16 protein-coding genes and 1 tRNA gene are annotated in these 15,753 nt (G+C 62.1%); 11 read left to right on the forward strand and 6 right to left on the reverse strand.

Features of this window, described 5'->3' with window-relative positions:
- Position 1: 1 nt before the first annotated feature.
- Positions 2-1,273 carry a phosphoribosylamine--glycine ligase gene (purD, locus tag QP994_RS03050; RefSeq protein ID WP_284855142.1) on the reverse strand — a complete coding sequence of 424 codons (1,272 nt, stop codon included), beginning with the start codon at positions 1,271-1,273 and terminating at the stop codon, positions 2-4.
- A 31-nt stretch (positions 1,274-1,304) separates the two neighbouring features.
- On the opposite strand from purD, the gene QP994_RS03055 reads away from it, so the two are divergent.
- On the forward strand, positions 1,305-1,727 hold the full coding sequence (locus QP994_RS03055; protein WP_284865331.1) for an HIT family protein: 423 nt from the start codon (positions 1,305-1,307) through the stop codon (positions 1,725-1,727).
- Positions 1,728-1,731: 4 nt separating this feature from the next.
- Here the strand turns inward: QP994_RS03055 and QP994_RS03060 are convergent, their stop codons facing one another.
- The 3 genes from QP994_RS03060 to QP994_RS03070 all read right to left on the reverse strand — a co-directional run bounded on the left by QP994_RS03060 (position 1,732) and on the right by QP994_RS03070 (position 4,107).
- The gene (locus QP994_RS03060; RefSeq protein WP_284865332.1) at positions 1,732-3,039 is read right to left on the reverse strand and encodes a sensor histidine kinase; all 1,308 of its coding nucleotides are present in this window, start codon (positions 3,037-3,039) and stop codon (positions 1,732-1,734) included.
- 133 nt (positions 3,040-3,172) lie between these two features.
- On the reverse strand, positions 3,173-3,886 hold the full coding sequence (locus QP994_RS03065) for a response regulator transcription factor (protein WP_284865333.1): 714 nt from the start codon (positions 3,884-3,886) through the stop codon (positions 3,173-3,175).
- A gap of 148 nt (positions 3,887-4,034) precedes the next feature.
- Positions 4,035-4,107 (reverse strand) — tRNA-Thr (locus QP994_RS03070).
- Positions 4,108-4,218: 111 nt separating this feature from the next.
- Between QP994_RS03070 and thrE the strand changes: the two genes are divergently transcribed.
- From thrE to QP994_RS03095, 5 genes are all read left to right on the forward strand, one after another.
- Positions 4,219-5,751, forward strand: a complete 1,533-nt coding sequence (gene thrE, locus QP994_RS03075) for a threonine/serine exporter ThrE (protein WP_284855146.1) — start codon at positions 4,219-4,221, stop codon at positions 5,749-5,751.
- A 66-nt stretch (positions 5,752-5,817) separates the two neighbouring features.
- Entirely contained in the window at positions 5,818-6,204 is a 387-nt protein-coding gene (locus tag QP994_RS03080; protein WP_284855147.1) for a histone, read from the forward strand.
- A gap of 18 nt (positions 6,205-6,222) precedes the next feature.
- Positions 6,223-7,560, forward strand: a complete 1,338-nt coding sequence (locus QP994_RS03085) for an alpha,alpha-trehalose-phosphate synthase (UDP-forming) (RefSeq protein WP_284865335.1) — start codon at positions 6,223-6,225, stop codon at positions 7,558-7,560.
- Positions 7,557-8,000 (forward strand): hypothetical protein, encoded by a 444-nt coding sequence (locus tag QP994_RS03090; protein ID WP_284865336.1) that lies wholly within the window; start codon positions 7,557-7,559, stop codon positions 7,998-8,000. Before QP994_RS03085 ends, QP994_RS03090 begins: the two co-directional genes overlap by 4 nt.
- Positions 7,997-8,764, forward strand: a complete 768-nt coding sequence (locus tag QP994_RS03095; protein ID WP_284865337.1) for a trehalose-phosphatase — start codon at positions 7,997-7,999, stop codon at positions 8,762-8,764. The genes QP994_RS03090 and QP994_RS03095 overlap by 4 nt, the downstream gene beginning before the upstream one ends.
- Here QP994_RS03095 and QP994_RS03100 read toward each other — a convergent pair.
- A complete protein-coding gene (locus tag QP994_RS03100) occupies positions 8,694-9,812 on the reverse strand; it encodes a LacI family DNA-binding transcriptional regulator (RefSeq protein WP_284865338.1) in 1,119 nt (372 codons plus the stop codon). The genes QP994_RS03095 and QP994_RS03100 overlap by 71 nt on opposite strands.
- A gap of 29 nt (positions 9,813-9,841) precedes the next feature.
- Between QP994_RS03100 and QP994_RS03105 the strand changes: the two genes are divergently transcribed.
- Positions 9,842-10,765, forward strand: coding sequence for a CE1 family esterase (locus QP994_RS03105; protein ID WP_284865339.1), 924 nt, complete (start codon positions 9,842-9,844; stop codon positions 10,763-10,765).
- Positions 10,766-10,806: 41 nt separating this feature from the next.
- On the opposite strand, the gene QP994_RS03110 is transcribed toward QP994_RS03105, so the two are convergent.
- Positions 10,807-11,829 carry an ABC transporter substrate-binding protein gene (locus tag QP994_RS03110; RefSeq protein ID WP_284865340.1) on the reverse strand — a complete coding sequence of 341 codons (1,023 nt, stop codon included), beginning with the start codon at positions 11,827-11,829 and terminating at the stop codon, positions 10,807-10,809.
- A 76-nt stretch (positions 11,830-11,905) separates the two neighbouring features.
- Between QP994_RS03110 and QP994_RS03115 the strand changes: the two genes are divergently transcribed.
- The 4 genes from QP994_RS03115 to QP994_RS03130 are packed head-to-tail and all read left to right on the forward strand — an operon-like array spanning position 11,906 to position 15,732.
- Positions 11,906-12,979: a FecCD family ABC transporter permease gene (locus QP994_RS03115; protein ID WP_284865341.1), complete on the forward strand. Its 1,074-nt coding sequence runs from the start codon at positions 11,906-11,908 to the stop codon at positions 12,977-12,979.
- A gap of 35 nt (positions 12,980-13,014) precedes the next feature.
- Positions 13,015-14,040: a FecCD family ABC transporter permease gene (locus QP994_RS03120; RefSeq protein WP_269965847.1), complete on the forward strand. Its 1,026-nt coding sequence runs from the start codon at positions 13,015-13,017 to the stop codon at positions 14,038-14,040.
- Positions 14,040-14,828 (forward strand): ABC transporter ATP-binding protein, encoded by a 789-nt coding sequence (locus QP994_RS03125; protein ID WP_284855155.1) that lies wholly within the window; start codon positions 14,040-14,042, stop codon positions 14,826-14,828. The genes QP994_RS03120 and QP994_RS03125 overlap by 1 nt, the downstream gene beginning before the upstream one ends.
- 4 nt (positions 14,829-14,832) lie before the next feature.
- Positions 14,833-15,732 (forward strand): siderophore-interacting protein, encoded by a 900-nt coding sequence (locus QP994_RS03130; protein WP_284865342.1) that lies wholly within the window; start codon positions 14,833-14,835, stop codon positions 15,730-15,732.
- Positions 15,733-15,753: the final 21 nt, after the last annotated feature.

Raw genomic sequence — 15,753 nt, forward strand, 5'->3', positions numbered from 1 at the left:
CCTAGCGGGAAGGGCCTACCGTGATCTTTCCGTCAATCGCGGGGCGCGCAATGTCGTGGCGGTAGAAGGAGCCGTCGAGCGAGATCTTCTCAATCACGTCATACGCTGCCTTCGTGGCCTCCTCCAGGGTTGCGCCGGTACCCACGACGTTGAGCACACGCCCACCTGCAGCAACGTAGCCGCCGTTTTCGCCCTCTGCGGTGCCGGCGTGAAGAACTATGCGCGGATCCTCCAACCCCTCACCCGTGATCTCCCCGCCCTTACGCGGGTTGGCCGGGTAACCCTCGGCAGCCAACACGACGGTAGCGGCGTAGCCATCCTTCCACTTCAGCGGCGGTAGGTCCGCCAGCGTGCCCGTCGCAGTGGCGTAGAGCGCATCCGCCAACGAGGACTCCAGCAGTGCCAGCACCGGCTGGGTTTCCGGGTCGCCGAAGCGAGCGTTGAACTCGATCACTGCCGGGCCTTCGTCGCCCCATGCCAAGCCGGCGTACAGCAAGCCTGAGTACGGGGTGCCGCGGCGCACCATTTCACGAGCAACAGGTACAACAACATCATCGACGATGCGCTGCACGCCATCTTCCGGCAGCCATGGCAGCGGAGTGTAGGCACCCATGCCGCCAGTGTTGGGGCCTTCGTCGCCGTCGTAGGCACGCTTGTGGTCCTGGGCGGGCAATAGTGGGACGACGGTTTCGCCGTCGACAAGGCAAAACAGCGAGACTTCCGGGCCGCCCAAGAAGGTCTCGAGCAACGCCGGATTACCTCCCTCAATCACAGCCTTCGCGTGGGCCACGGCCTCACGCACGTCGTCGGTGACCACAACACCCTTGCCTCCAGCCAGGCCGTCGTCCTTCACAATGAAGGTCGGCCCGAACTCACGCAGCTCCACCTTCACCATGTCCGGGTCCGTCACCTGCTTCGCGCGCGCAGTACGCACACCGGCAGTGGCCATGACCTCCTTGGCAAACGTCTTGGACCCCTCCAGCTTCGCCGCCTCCTGCGACGGGCCGAAGACCGCAATACCTGCCTCACGCAGCGCGTCTGCCACACCAGACACCAGCGGCTGTTCCGGGCCGATGACCACCAAATCCGCCCCGATTTCGCGGGCCAGGGCGGTCACTGCCGCCGGATCATCAACAGCCACATCGTGCCGCGTTGCGCGCATACCAGCGTTTCCTGGTGCGACGTGAAGCTCGTGCTCGCCGGCTGACGTGCGGGACAGTGCAGTAAGCAGGGCGTGTTCGCGGCCGCCCGAACCGATGACAAGGATGCGCATGCCTGTGATTGTATCGCTACCCTGGGCTGGCATGAGCACAGTATTTACAAAGATCCTGAACGGCGAGATCCCCGGTCGCTTCGTTTACCGCGATGAGACCGTCGCCGCGTTTTTGACCATCGAGCCCATCGCCTACGGCCACACCCTGGTCATTCCTGTCGCCGAGGTGGACAAGTGGACTGATCTTGACCCGCAGGTCTGGCTTCATGCCAACGAGGTCGCGCAAGAAATTGGCAAGGCTGTCATCGACGCCTTCGGTTCCCAGCGGGCCGGCTACCTCATCGCCGGTTTTGAGGTTCCGCACGCCCACATCCACGTCTTCCCCGCCGATGACATGTCCGGCTACAACCTGGCTAGTGTCATGCGCCACGACGAAACTGACCCAGCCCAGATGGACGAAGCAGCGGCGAAGCTGCGGGAGAAGTTGGGCACGGGGGTAGACGGGCGCAGGTAAACGATCAGAGCTTGGGCAGGCTGACGGTGAACTTCGTGCCCTTGCCCAGCTCAGTGGACACTGTGATCGCGCCGTCATGCTGCTCGACGAGTGACTTCGTAATAGCTAATCCCAGCCCGGAACCGCCGCCGCCTTTGGAGCGGTTGCGGGAGGTGTCGGTGCGGTAGAAACGCTCGAAGATGTGCGCGGCATCTTCCTGCGACATGCCCACACCGTTGTCTTCGACGTCGATGTAGACGCGGTCGAGGTATTCGCGCACCGTGACGGTGACTTCGGCGTCGGGGCCAGCATGTTTAAAACCGTTGGCGATCAAGTTGAGCAGCACCTGGTGCAGGCGGTCGGGGTCACCGGAGACCATGGGGATGTCGTCGGCCGCGTTGTTCACGTTCAGCGTGCGATCCGGGAATGCTGCGCGCGCGGAGCTAGTTGCGGAGAGCACGAGTTCAAGCATGTCCACGCTGCGCATGTTCAGGCGCGAGCCCTCCGCGCGGGTGAGCGCCAAAAGGTCCTCGACTAGGAGCTTCATGCGGCCGGATTCTTCGTCGATCTTGCCCAACACCATGTCCGCATCGTCGGTCGCCCCGGCGCGATACAGTTCCGTGTAGCCACGAATACTGGTCAGCGGAGTGCGCAGTTCGTGCGAGGCGTCGCCGACAAAGCGACGCATCTGTTCCTCTTTCTCCTGCGATTCCTCGAGCGTTTCCTGCAGCTGCTCAATCATGGTGTTCATCGCGTACGACAGCTGCCCCACCTCAGTGCTCCGGGGCCAGTTGGGGGCGCGGCAATCGGTCGCGCCATCCGCAATTGCCATCGCGGTATTCTCCAGTTCCTTGATGGGTAGCAGCGCGCGCCGCACAAAGAACGTACCCGCCGCGCCCATCATCGCAAGCACAAGAATGCTTATCGACGCCAACACCACCCCCAATCCATCCAACAACCGCACCTCATCATCTAGGCGTTTAGCCACGATGGTGACGGTGCCATCCACAGACCGCACCGCGATCACCCGGAACTGCTTCTCTTCCCCGTTATCCCCCGTGGGCAGGGAAGCGACGGTGTGTGGCTGGCGGTCGTAGGTCAGCTCACTCAGGTTAGGGATGGTGCCTGAGGCGTTAATCGCGCGCAGCTCGCCCCCCACGAAAGAGATGAGCATGTACTCACTCGGCAGCGACGAATTGATGGAGCGGGTATCCGGGTTCAACGCCCACGTATCCAGGCTGCGTTTCAGGTCGGAGTCCACGCGCTCATAAATCTGGCCGCGGGTTAAGCCATACACGGCCGTAGACATGCCCACGAGGCCAAGGCCAGACACCACTATCAGGATGATCAGCAGGCGCGTGGCCAGTCGAGTCCGTGAGACCCTACCGGTGGCAAGGCGCAGAAAAGTAGTTGGCTGGACGCGGAACCGTTGCGTGGGAGACCCCATAACAGGTGGAGTCTAGCCTCTACTGGCGCGGAGTTCGCAGAACGTATCCGACACCGCGCACCGTCTGGATAAGCTGCGGCTCCTCCTGGTCCACCTTGCGGCGCAGGTAGGAAATGTAGGACTCCACGACGTTGCCGTCCCCACCGAAGTCGTAGTGCCACACGTTGTCCAGGATCTTCGCCTTGGACAGCACCACCTCAGCGTTGAGCATCAAGTAACGCAGCAGGTTGAACTCGGTGGGCGACAGTTCGACGATCTGTCCTGCCTTGGTCACCTCATGCGTCTCATCATTCAAGGTGAGGTCTGCGTAGCGGATCGTGGCGTCCTTCGACTCCTCATCGGTGACATTGCCACGACGCAGGATCACACGCAGGCGGGTGATCACCTCTTCGAGGGAGAACGGCTTAGTCACGTAATCATCCGCACCGATGGTCAAACCGTGGATGCGGTCCTCCACCGCGTCCTTCGCCGTGAGGAACAAGACCGGAGCATCCAAACCGTCAGCACGCAGCTTGGACAGCAGCTCAAAGCCATCCATCCCCGGCATCATCACATCCAGGATGTACGCATCCGGCTTGTGCTCGTGAGCCAGCTTCAGTGCCCCCTGACCCGAATCCGCTGTAACAACGTCAAAGCCTTGGAACTTCAACGACACAGTCAGCAGGTCAACAATATTCGGCTCATCATCAACAACAAGCACCTTTACGTTCTGCGGGGTTGTGGTCTCAGCCATAATGTTCTCTGGGTTCGCTTTCTCTCGGATTCTTAAGGCGTTTCATAAAACGCGCGCAATGACCACCAGTAAACAACCCCACCCTGAACGTTTGCTGTACGTGGGCTGGGTGGGGGTGATGGGTTTATCGTCGATAAGCGAAAAAATGAGCTGGAGACGAGACTTGAACTCGCAACCTACGGTTTACAAGACCGTTGCGCTACCGATTGCGCCACTCCAGCACCCGTGCCCCAAAAGGCACTGACCCGCCATCATACAAGCCGCCCACCCCAAGCAACAAAAGGCGACGGGGGAACGCCCAACAAGATACTGTGTCCGATGTGGCACCGGTGATGAAGAACTTACGCGACGCTTTGCGCTCCTCTGGCCCTGTAGCAACGATCGACCAGGCACGCACGTCTCCGCCGCCTTCTGTCCTGGCTCCTGTTGACCTCACGGACCCAGCGCAGGTCGCCGCGGTGATGACCATCGGGGCGCGCGTCGGCGAAATCCTCATCGCCAACGGCACCACCAGCTCCGATGCCAAAGCGCAGATCCACGCCGTCACGTCCTCCTACGGCCTGCACTACTGCCACGTGGACATCACGTTGAACACGATCACCGTGAACTCGATCATCGGCACGACGCGCAAGCAACCGGTCGGGGTGTTCCGCGTGGTCACCGACATGACCGAGAACTACACCAAACTGCAAGAAGTCGACCGGCTCATCCGCTCCATCCGCGCGGGTGCCACCCCGCCTGAGATGGCCGAAAAAATTCTTGACGGCATCTACAGCGCCAAACCCCCCTACCCCTGGTGGGTTTCCATCGCCGGCTGGACCATGCTGGGTGCCGCCGTGGCGATTCTGCTCGGTGGCGACATCTTCATGTCTGCCCTCGGCGCCATCACCGCCGCACTGATCACCACCATCAACCTGTGGCTAGGCAAGAACGAACTGCCGTACTTCTACCACTGCGTTGTCGGTGGCTTTTTGGCCACGGTGCCGGCAGCGATCTTCTACACCCTGGCCGCGCGGGCGGGGACGACGATTGTGCCAAGCCAAGTCATCGCAACCGGCATCGTCGTGCTGCTCGCCGGCTTAACGCTCGTGCAATCACTCCAAGACGGGGTGACCGGCTCCCCCGTCACAGCGAGTGGCCGCTTCTTCCAAGCAATCCTGTTCACCGGCGCAATCGTCGCCGGTGTGGCCGGCGGCATCCAAGTGGCCGATCTCATGGGCGCAGGCCTTCCTCCGATTGAGACACAACCGCCCACACCGTCGTACAGTTCCGCCGCCGTGCGCATCATCGGCGGCGCCGTGGCAGCCGCTGGTTTCGCGCTCGCCGCCTACGCGGAGGTCCGCGCGATCATCGTGTCCGCTGTCACCGCGCTCGTAGGTGGTTTCACCTACTATGCGGTGCTCATCCCCTTCGGCGCTGGGCGCCTTTTCGCCGTATCACTGTGCGCCGTCATGGTCGGCCTCGCCGGTGGTTTGCTGGCCCGTCGCTTCCTCATCGCGCCGCTCATCACCGCCGTCGCCGGCGTCACCCCGTTCCTTCCAGGCTCCGGTGTGTACCGCAGCATGTACGCCCTGCTCAACGAGCAAACCGTGCTGGGACTGAACAACCTCTTCCTTGCTATCGGCACCTGCATGGCTCTTGCCGGCGGCGTTGTCCTCGGCGAATGGATCACACGCCGCATCCGTCGCCCCGAACTGTTCAACCCGTACAACGCCTTCCGCACCGCCGGCCGCATCACATTCCAGCAGATCAGACGCGCCGAACAAGCTGCTTCTCGACGCCTCTCAGGCAACCCCGCCAAAAAACAACATCCCAAGCCCCACAAGCAGCCAAAGCGTCCAAACACGCCGCCGGCTGGGCAGTAGCGTAGGATGAATGGGTCGAGAAGGGCTCGTCGATAAGCAATCAACCCGACACCGATGGAGGTAACCGTGCCCCCCAAGATCACTGATAGCCGCCCGAACCCGGAAGCCGTCCACGCGGTCGAGGAACAAACCGCCGCGGGCGCGCGCAGTGTTGTGGCCACCTACGCCGAGGATCTGACCGACGGCGTGACCCTCATGTGCATGCTCGGCGTTGAGCCTGAAGGCCTGGTGTACAAGCAGTTCGAAGAAGACCTGGCCAGCGGCGCGCAGGCCGAAAGCGAACCTGCGAAGAAGGCGACGAAGAAAGCCGCGAAGAAGACGGCCAAGAAGACCGCCAAGAAGACCGCGAAAAAGGCAGCGAAGAAGACGGCCAAGAAAACCGTGAAGAAGGCGGCCAAGAAGACCGCGAAGAAAACCACCAAGAAAACCGCCAAAAAATCCACGAGCAGCTAGAAAGTTCGAGGACGAATCATGAGCGGGGACAACGCATTCGTTGTCGTGGCTAACCGGCTGCCGGTTGACCGGGTTGACGAACAGTGGGTGGCATCCCCCGGCGGGCTTGTGGCGGCGCTCGCTCCCGTACTGAAGCGCAACAGTGGCTGCTGGGTCGGCTGGCCCGGCGAGCCCGACGCAACATTCCCGCCTTTTACTCACGACGGCATCCTGCTCCAGCCCGTCGAACTCGACGCCGACGACTTCGAAGACTTCTACGAAGGTTTTTCCAACTCCACGCTGTGGCCGCTGTACCACGACCTCATTGTCACGCCGCAGTACCACCGGCAGTGGTGGCAGCGTTATCGCGCGGTGAATGAGAAGTTCGCGCGCGCTGCTGCTGATGCCGCCGCGGAAGGCGCCACAGTGTGGGTGCAGGACTACCAACTGCAGCTGGTACCCGGCATGCTGCGAGAGCTGCGCCCCGACGTGACCATTGGGTTTTTCCTGCACATCCCCTTCCCCCATCCGGATTTGTTCCGCCAATTGCCGTGGCGCAAGCAGGTGCTGCGCGGGCTGGAGGCAGCGGACTTGATCGGGTTCCAGCGGCGCCGGGATGAAACTAACTTCTTGGATCTTGCCGCCAGCGACCCGGAGACGACGACACCACGGACGGGAACGTTTCCTATCTCGATTGATGCCGGCGAATTCGACAAAGCCGACGACACCGCCATCGCACAGGTCCGCAGCCTGGTATCCAACCCGGACACCCTCATGTTGGGGGTGGACCGCCTCGACTACACCAAGGGCATCCTGCAGCGCCTCACCGCGTTCGAGGAACTCTTGGAGGAAGGGCGTTTGGAGTCGGCAGCGCTGATTCAGGTGGCTACTCCGTCGCGGGAGCGCATCGATAGTTATAAGGCCACCCGCGCTGGCGTAGAGGAAGCGGTGGGTCGCATCAATGGCCGCTACGGCAAGTTGGGCCACCCGGTGGTGCACTACGAACATCATGCGGTGCCAAAATCCCTGTTGCGCAGCTACTATTCAGCGGCCGACATTATGCTGGTCACACCATTCAAGGACGGAATGAACCTAGTGGCTAAGGAGTACGTGGCGTGCCACCCGGATGGTTCTGGCGCGCTCGTGCTTTCGGAGTTCGCCGGCGCTGCGGTGGAGTTGGACCGGGCCCACCTGTGCAACCCGTTTGATGTGGAGTCGGTGAAAAACTCGATCGTCGCCGCCGTCGAGGCGCAAGGCTCCCCCACCGCGCGCGATGCGATGCTGCATATGAATGCGCATGTCCGCGCGCACGATGTGTCGCGTTGGGCAGAATCGTTCTTGAGTGAACTCGCCGCTGTAAGGAAGGACCGTCGATGAAGCGTGTGTTGGCGTTGGCCTCCTGCGTTCTGCTTGCCGGGTGCGCGTCGCAGCCCGGGGAGCTGGAGCAGACGACGTGGGAAGTTGTCGCGGTCTACGTGGACCCAGCAACCCCCGGCGGTGTGACGACGGATGCGGCGGGGCGTGCGGTGCTCGCGTTCGGGCCGTCATCAATCGCTGTTCAGACGGGGTGTGCTCCGCTGCAGGCGCGGGCTGAGGTCTCCAATGATTTTGTCCGGTTGGTGGAGGTCAAGGAGGGCCCGCTTATCGACGACTGCCTCGGCGGCACCCGCACCCTCCACACCCACCTGACCTCCCTGCTGACCGAGGGCTCCGAGTTCGACATCCGCACCTACGGCGAAGATGCACCTAAGGAGTTGGTGATGACGAAGCGGACAGATGGGGTGGATAGACCCGCGATAAGGCTTGTGGCGCAATGATCGATTCACTGGTTGACAAGCTGCTTGCTGAGCTTGCGCAAGTAGACAACCTGCTGGTCTGCGTAGATTTTGATGGCACGATCTGCGAGCTTGGTCCGGACGCGTATGCCGTGCATCCACATCCGGGTGCGATCGCTGCTCTGGAGGAGCTCGCGGGGTTGCCGGGGACTTCGGTTGCTGTGCTCTCAGGGCGCCACCTGGACGGCTTGCGGCAGGTGTGCCCGCTGCGTGAGCCGGTGATCCTCGTGGGTTCCCATGGTGCGGAGCCAACGCAGGGTGGCCCGACCCTGACCGCCGAAGAACATGCGGAATTAGACCGCATCGGCGCCGAACTGGAACGCATTGCGGTGGCACCGGCCTTCGTGGAGGTGAAGCCCTACCAGCGTGTTTTGCACGTAGCCAAAGTGGAGGACACCACGCTCAAGGCCGCGATGCTGCAGGAAGCCCTCGCGCTACCGTCACGCATTCCACCGACTCCAGGCCACAACGTCGTGGAGTTTTCTGCCGTGACCACCACGAAGGGGACATGGTTGAGCGCGGAGAAAACCCGCTTCGACGCCACACTCTTCGCGGGTGATGACGTCACCGATGAAACCGCCCTCGCCGTCCTCGACCCGGCGCGAGGGGATGTAGGGATTAAGATCGGCGCGGCAACGGGCACCGTCACCGCCGACACCTGCGCGCAGCATCGCCTCAGCTCGGTGGAAGAGATGGCACAGTTCCTTCTGAGGCTCGCGGCGGCCCGACGGTCTGCCCAGGGCTGAAACGGGTGGGAAGGGTGAGGCGGGGGAGGTGGGGGGAGGCGTCGATAAGCGAGCTTTCCACGAGCTCCGAGAGCACCTTCCCTACTGTCGCGCCCTTCTGTTTGTTGGGCTGAATCACCGTGGTCAGGCCGCGGGCGAGTGCCCACTCGACGCCATCGAAACCCGTGATGGAAATGTCCCCCGGCACGTCCAGGCCGTGCTCGAGACAGTATTCGAGCACGCCGAGCGCCATCGAATCCGTCGTACACAACACTGCGGTCAGGTCCGGGGCCAGCGCGAACAGCTCACGCGCGGCATCCATCGCAGAACCGTAGTCGTTGAAGTGGCGGGTCACTATAGGCACATCGTTGATGCCGGCCTCCTCGAACACGTCGAGGGCTCCCAACACGCGGGCGCGCTGCGCGTGCATGTCTGCCGCCTTGACCTCCGCTTTGGTCACGGCACCGTCGCGCGCCGCATCCTTGAACAAACGCTTGCCCACAATGCCGATCCGCCTATGCCCCGCCCCCACGAGGGCACGCGCGGCAGGCTTGATCGCCTCCCGGTCATCAATGCCCACGAAGGCAACATCTCCATCCGGGTACGGCTGGTCACACACCACCACCGGCAACCCACGCGCTTGCACCGCCTCAAGGTGCGGCTCGCCGTGTGGCACGGAGTACACCACGAACCCGTCCACCAGCGCGCTGGCAATGAGCGGACTGATCTCCCCCGTTTCGCTCGGACCCAACGGGATCAGCGTGAGCGCGGTGTTGGCACCGGCGGAACTCTCGCCGAGCCCGGCTAAAAAATCTATCGACGCCTGATCCTCAAACGCATACGACACATGCTCTGTCAGAATCACCCCAATCGCCCCCACCCGGCGCGTGCGCAGGCTACGCGCCATCGGGTCCGGCCCCGTGTAACCGCGGGCGCGGGCCACTGCAAAGATCTTCTCCCGCAACTCCGGCGACAGCTGCTCCGGGCGGTTGTAGGCATTCGACACCGTCGTACGCGAAACACCCAGCTCAGCGGCAATGGAGGCGAGTGTGCCCTTCTTCTGACCCATGTGGACACTGTATCGCTAGTGTGTAGGACGTGATTGTCCAGCGTCTCAACCTGCCCCACGACGGCCGCGAACGTCGCGTCACCTGCGTCCTGCCGGGAGAGGTGTCACCGGGTGCGGATCTGGTGTTGTTCCTTCACGGCTCCTTGCAGTCCGGCTCCGTGGCGCGACGCTTCACGGGCAACACGTTTGACGCGTTGACCGAGCGTGGCTGCGTCGTCGTGTACCCGGACGGCGTGGACAGGCATTTCAACGACCATCGAGTCGGCTTCAACGAGGCAGCGCGCAAATCGCTTATCGACGATACCTCCTTCCTCACCTCCCTCCCCTCCCACCTCGCCGCAGAGTTTGATCTCAACTTTGGCCAGATCATCGGCTGCGGTTTCTCTAACGGAGGCCAGATGCTGCAGCGATTGGGATTGGAGGCGCCCGGTTTCCTGGATGGCATCGCGTGTTTTGGGGCGCCGTGGCCAGCGGCCGATAACGTGCTGCCGGAGCTTGCCACCCACTACAAGGATTGGGTCCCAGTCCCCGTCCTGTCTGTCCAAGGGACGGCAGATCCCCTTGTGCCTTATGAAGGCGGTGCTTCCGGCATTGGTAATTCCAACCGCGGGGTGGCGCGCTGCGCCGTGGATTCGGCACGCTTCTTCGCACAGCTCAACGGCCTGGGCACGGAGGACACGAACAACCACGCGCACACGGAAACCGACGGCCTAACGCCGACCCCTGTCAACGCCGAACCTCTCTCTACTCGCCCCATCGACGGGGTACGAGTGGACCGTTTCGGCCCAGGGGTTCCAGAATCACCCGCGGGTGGAGCGGCACCAGTCGAGCTGTGGACGATCGAGGGCATGGGCCATGTCGTCCCCAACCCGAAAGAGATGGACAAAAAGCTCGGCCCCGGCACGAACAAAGTCGTGGGGGCCGAACTCGTCGCGCACTTCTTTGGGCTTTAGATAAATAGCTCAGGTCGAGCCAGTGCGACTAGTGCCTGGGATTACTTGTTAGCGTTGGCGATGGCGACGTCGATAAGCTCTTTGAATCGTGGTGCGGCCCACCGCACGGTCAACGGATTGATGATTGAGGACGCGGTGACCAGCGACTGATCCGTCGATGCGACCTCGGCACCTTTCTCAATCGCCTTGATGCGGGAGTAGACGGGGTCCTTGTGCATCTCATCACGGTTAGCTTCATCAGTGTAGAACGTGAAGATGAGATCAGCGCTGCTGAGCGCGTCTGCGTTCTCTTTGGATAGTTCAGCGGAGTCGGTGCCGGGAACTTCCGGGAACTGCTTGTACACGTCGTCGACTTTAAGGCCCAGGTTGGACACGAATGCTACGCGCTGCTCATTGGGAAGGAAAATACCCAAGTTCTGGGGGCCGTCGTTGTAGATGTAGCTGAAGGTGTAGTTGCCGTAGTTTTCTTCGGACTGTTCCTCGAAGGCAGCTTTGACATCGTCCTTGACGGCTTGGGCCTTGTCAGGTTCACCAAGTGCCTTAGCAATCATGTCAACTTGCTCTTCCCAGGTGATCGTCCACGGCTCTTTCTCGTAGGCGATGGTTGGGGCAATTTCGGACAGCTGGTCGTACTGCTCCTGCGTGATGCCTGACCAAGGCGCGAGGATCACGTCGGGTTTGTATCCGAGGATTTCCTCTGCGCTAAGCGCCTCATCGCCTTCGAATTGTTTGGGCAGCTCATCGCCGCGTTCTTCGACGGCTTCTTTGATCCAGGGCAGGTAGCCGGACTCGTCGGACCCCCAGGCGTAGGACTGGATCGCGACGGGGGTATGGCCCATCGCGATGGCGATTTCGGCAGAGCCTTGACCAATGGTGACGATGCGCTCGGGCTTCTCCTTGATTTCTGCGGTCCCGAGCGCGTGTTTGATGGACACGGGCTGGAAGTCGCCTGCGGGCGCGCCGTTTGCGGAACCGGGGTCGTTCGGGTCGTTTGCGGTGCCGGAGCACGCGGCGAGTGCCACCGCGGTTGCACAGGCTACGAAAAGGCTAGCGATACGTTTCATGTCAATCCTTCCACCCATAAATAGTTCGATAGGTCAGGCTACCCTAACTGGTGCTAGGTAGTCTAGACTGCCTGTCATGAAAATTGCGACGCAGGCGGACCTGCCACCCCACACGGTGCGCGCCGGTTTCAGCCTGACGGGCAAAAGCAGTGCACTAGCAGTACTTTTCGCATTGCTCGCAGTAGGGTTCATGCTCAGTCTTGCGGTTGGCGCGCGCAGCATCGCGCTTGTCGACGTCTGGCACGCACTCACCCACATCCGTGACCTCCACCGCAACATGGACACGATTTCGCAGGACGAACTCACTGTTGCGGCGCTACGATTCCCGCGCACGCTGCTGGCCATCCTCGTGGGAGCGGCCCTTGGGGTAGCGGGCGCGTTGATTCAGGGGCACACACGCAACCCGTTAGCGGATCCGGGGATTTTGGGGGTGTCTGCAGGGGCGGCGCTGGCGGTGGTGGTGTCATTCACGTTCCTCGGGGTAACAAGCGTGACCGGGTCAGCGGTCGTGGCGTTCATCGGGGCGGGGCTAGCCACGGTAACAGTTTTCGCGCTCGCCGCTGCGGGAAACGGCCATATCAACCCGTTGAATCTGGTACTTGGCGGGGCTGCGTTGTCGGCGGTGATGCGGGCAGCCACCTCCGCCTTCGTGCTTATCGACGCCAACTCCCTCGACCAAATGCGTTTCTGGAACGTAGGCTCCGTGGCAGGCCGCAGCCTCGACGTCTTCTGGGGTGTGCTGCCGTTCATCGGCTTCGGGGTGGTGGCGGCATTCGCTTCGGCCCCAGGGCTGAACCTGTTGACGCTGGGCGAAGACGTAGCCAGCTCACTAGGCGTAAATGTGCAACGACACCGGGTGGCCGGGATGGCGATCATCGCTCTACTAGCCGGCTCCGCAACAGCAGCGGCAGGCCCAATCGGCTTCCTCGCCCTGGTTGTTCCGCACATCAGCCGCACAATCTGCGGTCCGGACTACCGCTGGATCCTCCCCCTCTCCAGTGTCATTGGGGCGAACTTTTTGCTGTACGCCGATATCGCCGGACGCCTCATCGCCCGCCCAGCGGAAGTGCAAGTGGGCATCGTGCTGGCGTTTGTGGGCGCACCATTTTTCATATGGATGATGTACAGGAATAAGGTGATGGCGCTGTGAGGAGGGAAACTAGGGCGTCGATTAGCGTGGGCACGATGAGCGCGGCGTGGCGGCCGCGAGTCTTCCTAGCCACAGTGCTGCTGGCGCTGACTGTGCTTGTGATCTTCGCCCTCAAGCTCGCTGTGGGCGATTACAACCTGCCACTTGGCGCCGTTTGGAACGTTCTGCTCGGCGGGGGTGAGACGACAGAGAAACTCGTGGTGCTCAAATGGCGTATGCCACGCGCTGCAACAGCCGTCGGCGTGGGCGCCACACTGGGGCTATCTGGTGCGCTGATGCAGTCTGTCACGCGGAACCCGCTGGCTAGTCCCGATATCCTCGGCATCACGATGGGTGCGTCCGCTGCAGCCGTCACTGTGATCGTGATTGGCACGGGAAGCGCGAGCGTGGTCACGTCATGGATCGGTGGGCTGGGCATCTCCACTGCGGCAGCAGTCGGCGCAATGGCGTCGGCGCTGGTGATCTGGCTGCTTGCGTTCCGGCGCAATGTCGATTCCTTCCGTCTGGTCCTCTTCGGCGTGATCATCAATGCGCTGCTCCAAGCGTACGTCAGCTATCTTCTCATCCGCGCCGATCTTCGCGACGCCCAAGCAGCCACTGTCTGGCTTACCGGCTCCCTCAACGCCGCCAACTGGCATACCGCCACCCCCGTCTTCGTCCTGCTGGGAGTATTTATCCCTGTCATAGCCTGGATCAGCTACCAGTTCAAAGCGATGGAGCTTGGCCCTGATTTCGCCACCGGATTGGGGCAGAACCCCCGCCGGAACCAATTAACGTTCATCGCCTGCTCGGCCGTTCTTGCAGCCGTGGCGGTGGCAGCGGCAGGACCAATCGGGTTCGTCGCATTCGTCGCGCCGCAGGTGGCGTTGCGTCTGTGCGCGGTTTCTTCACCGCCACTGACCGCTTCAGCGCTCACCGGCGCGCTGCTCGTCACAGCGTCCGACTTGGTCACCACCCATGCTCTGCCCGTCGCCCTTCCGGTGGGCCTGCTCACCGCAGTGCTTGGCGGAAGCTTCCTCATCTACGTGCTGATTCAAAACAACCGGAGGAATTCGATCTAATGGACGGCATCACCGTGCGCAACCTACGGGTCTCATACGGAACGAAGACAGTCATTGACGGACTCGACGTAAACATCCCTGCCGGCAAAGTGACCACGGTCATCGGGCCTAACGGGTGCGGGAAGTCGACAATGTTGAAGGCGGTGGGGCGACTAGTGGCGTCGTCAGGCGAAGTGCTTCTTGGTGGCCGCGACGTGCGCGCGATGCCCCGCAAACAGCTCGCCACGCTGTTGTCCATGCTGCCTCAAAGCCCCACAGCGCCCGAGGGACTACTGGTCAAAGACCTGGTGGGGCGGGGCAGACACCCGCATCAAACGTGGTTCAACCAATGGTCATCGACAGACCGCGAGGTCGTCGCAGACGCGCTCGCCCAAACCCAATCGACCGACCTGGCGGACCGTGACATCAACCAGCTCTCCGGCGGGCAGCGCCAACGCGTCTGGATCTCCATGGTCCTCGCGCAACAAACGCCCACTATGCTTCTCGACGAACCCACCACCTACCTCGACCTCTCCACCTCCATCGACGTACTTAACCTCGTACGACGGCTCAACACCCAGAGCGACCGCACCGTGGTCATGGTGCTACACGACCTCAACCTCGCCGCCCGCTACTCCGACCATCTCCTTGTCATGCGTGACGGCGCGCTGCAGGCTTCCGGCTCCCCCACTGACGTGATCACACCTGCGCTACTGCGCAGCGTCTTCGACCTCGACGCGCTGGTCGAAAAAGATCCTGCCGTCGGCGGCCCGCTCATCATCCCCGCAGCCCCGGCGGAGAAGGAGTGACACCATGGCTGTCTCACCATCGGTGGCGTTTAACGACCCCCACATCAATACCATCCCCACCCGCGACGGCGCAGAAATATTCACAGCCGAGGTAGTGTCCAACAAGCTGATTGCGCCACACGTCCGTGAGATCACTTTCTATGCCCCTGAGCTGGCCAGTTTCGGCATCACAGGACCCGACGAATTCTTCGGCCTGCTCATGCCACAGCACGGCCAGGACTATACGCCGATACCGCCGCAGGCAACGGCGAACATCCGCAGCCATGTCGCGTCGTTGCCCAGCGCTACTCGTCCCGATCTTCGCTGGTACACAATCCGCCACTTGAACTGGCGTGACAACACTTTGTCCACGCAGATCGTCACTCATGGAGTAGACAACGTCGCTGATGCGAAAGGCCCTGGTCTACGCTGGGTGCTCTCCGCTGCTCCCGGCGACAAGGTGGGCATTGTGGTGGCGAACGGGCTGTGGCACCGGCCGTCGTACGCTCCGTCCAAACGTGCGGAGCCACAGCTGCTCGTCGGTGACGCAACCTCCGCCCCGTCGATCTTGGGTATTCTCGAATTCCTCGACGAATTCCACCCTGCCGAGCTGGCGCAAACGCACGTTGTTCTCGTGTCCGAATCGTCCGCCGATCATTCACCGGAGTTCCTCAATTGGCGATCACGCGTGGCCAGCATGGACATCGTGTATGCCGGCTACTCCGATCACGTCGATGCTCTACTACAGTGCCTGACCTGCAAGCTCCGTGTTGAACGCAAGTTTGACGGCATCCGCTACGTCTACGCCTGCTGCGAATCCGCGTTAGCGAAACAAGCGCGCCGGTTTGCCAAAGAAGAACTGGGACTTGCCCCGAAGAACATCTTCTGGAGTCCTTTCTGGATCCAGGGCCGCGCCCGTCCCTGACCGCACCCCCTCTGCGCACGG

This window comes from Corynebacterium sp. MSK044 (assembly GCF_030232825.1).
Lineage (GTDB): Bacteria > Actinomycetota > Actinomycetes > Mycobacteriales > Mycobacteriaceae > Corynebacterium.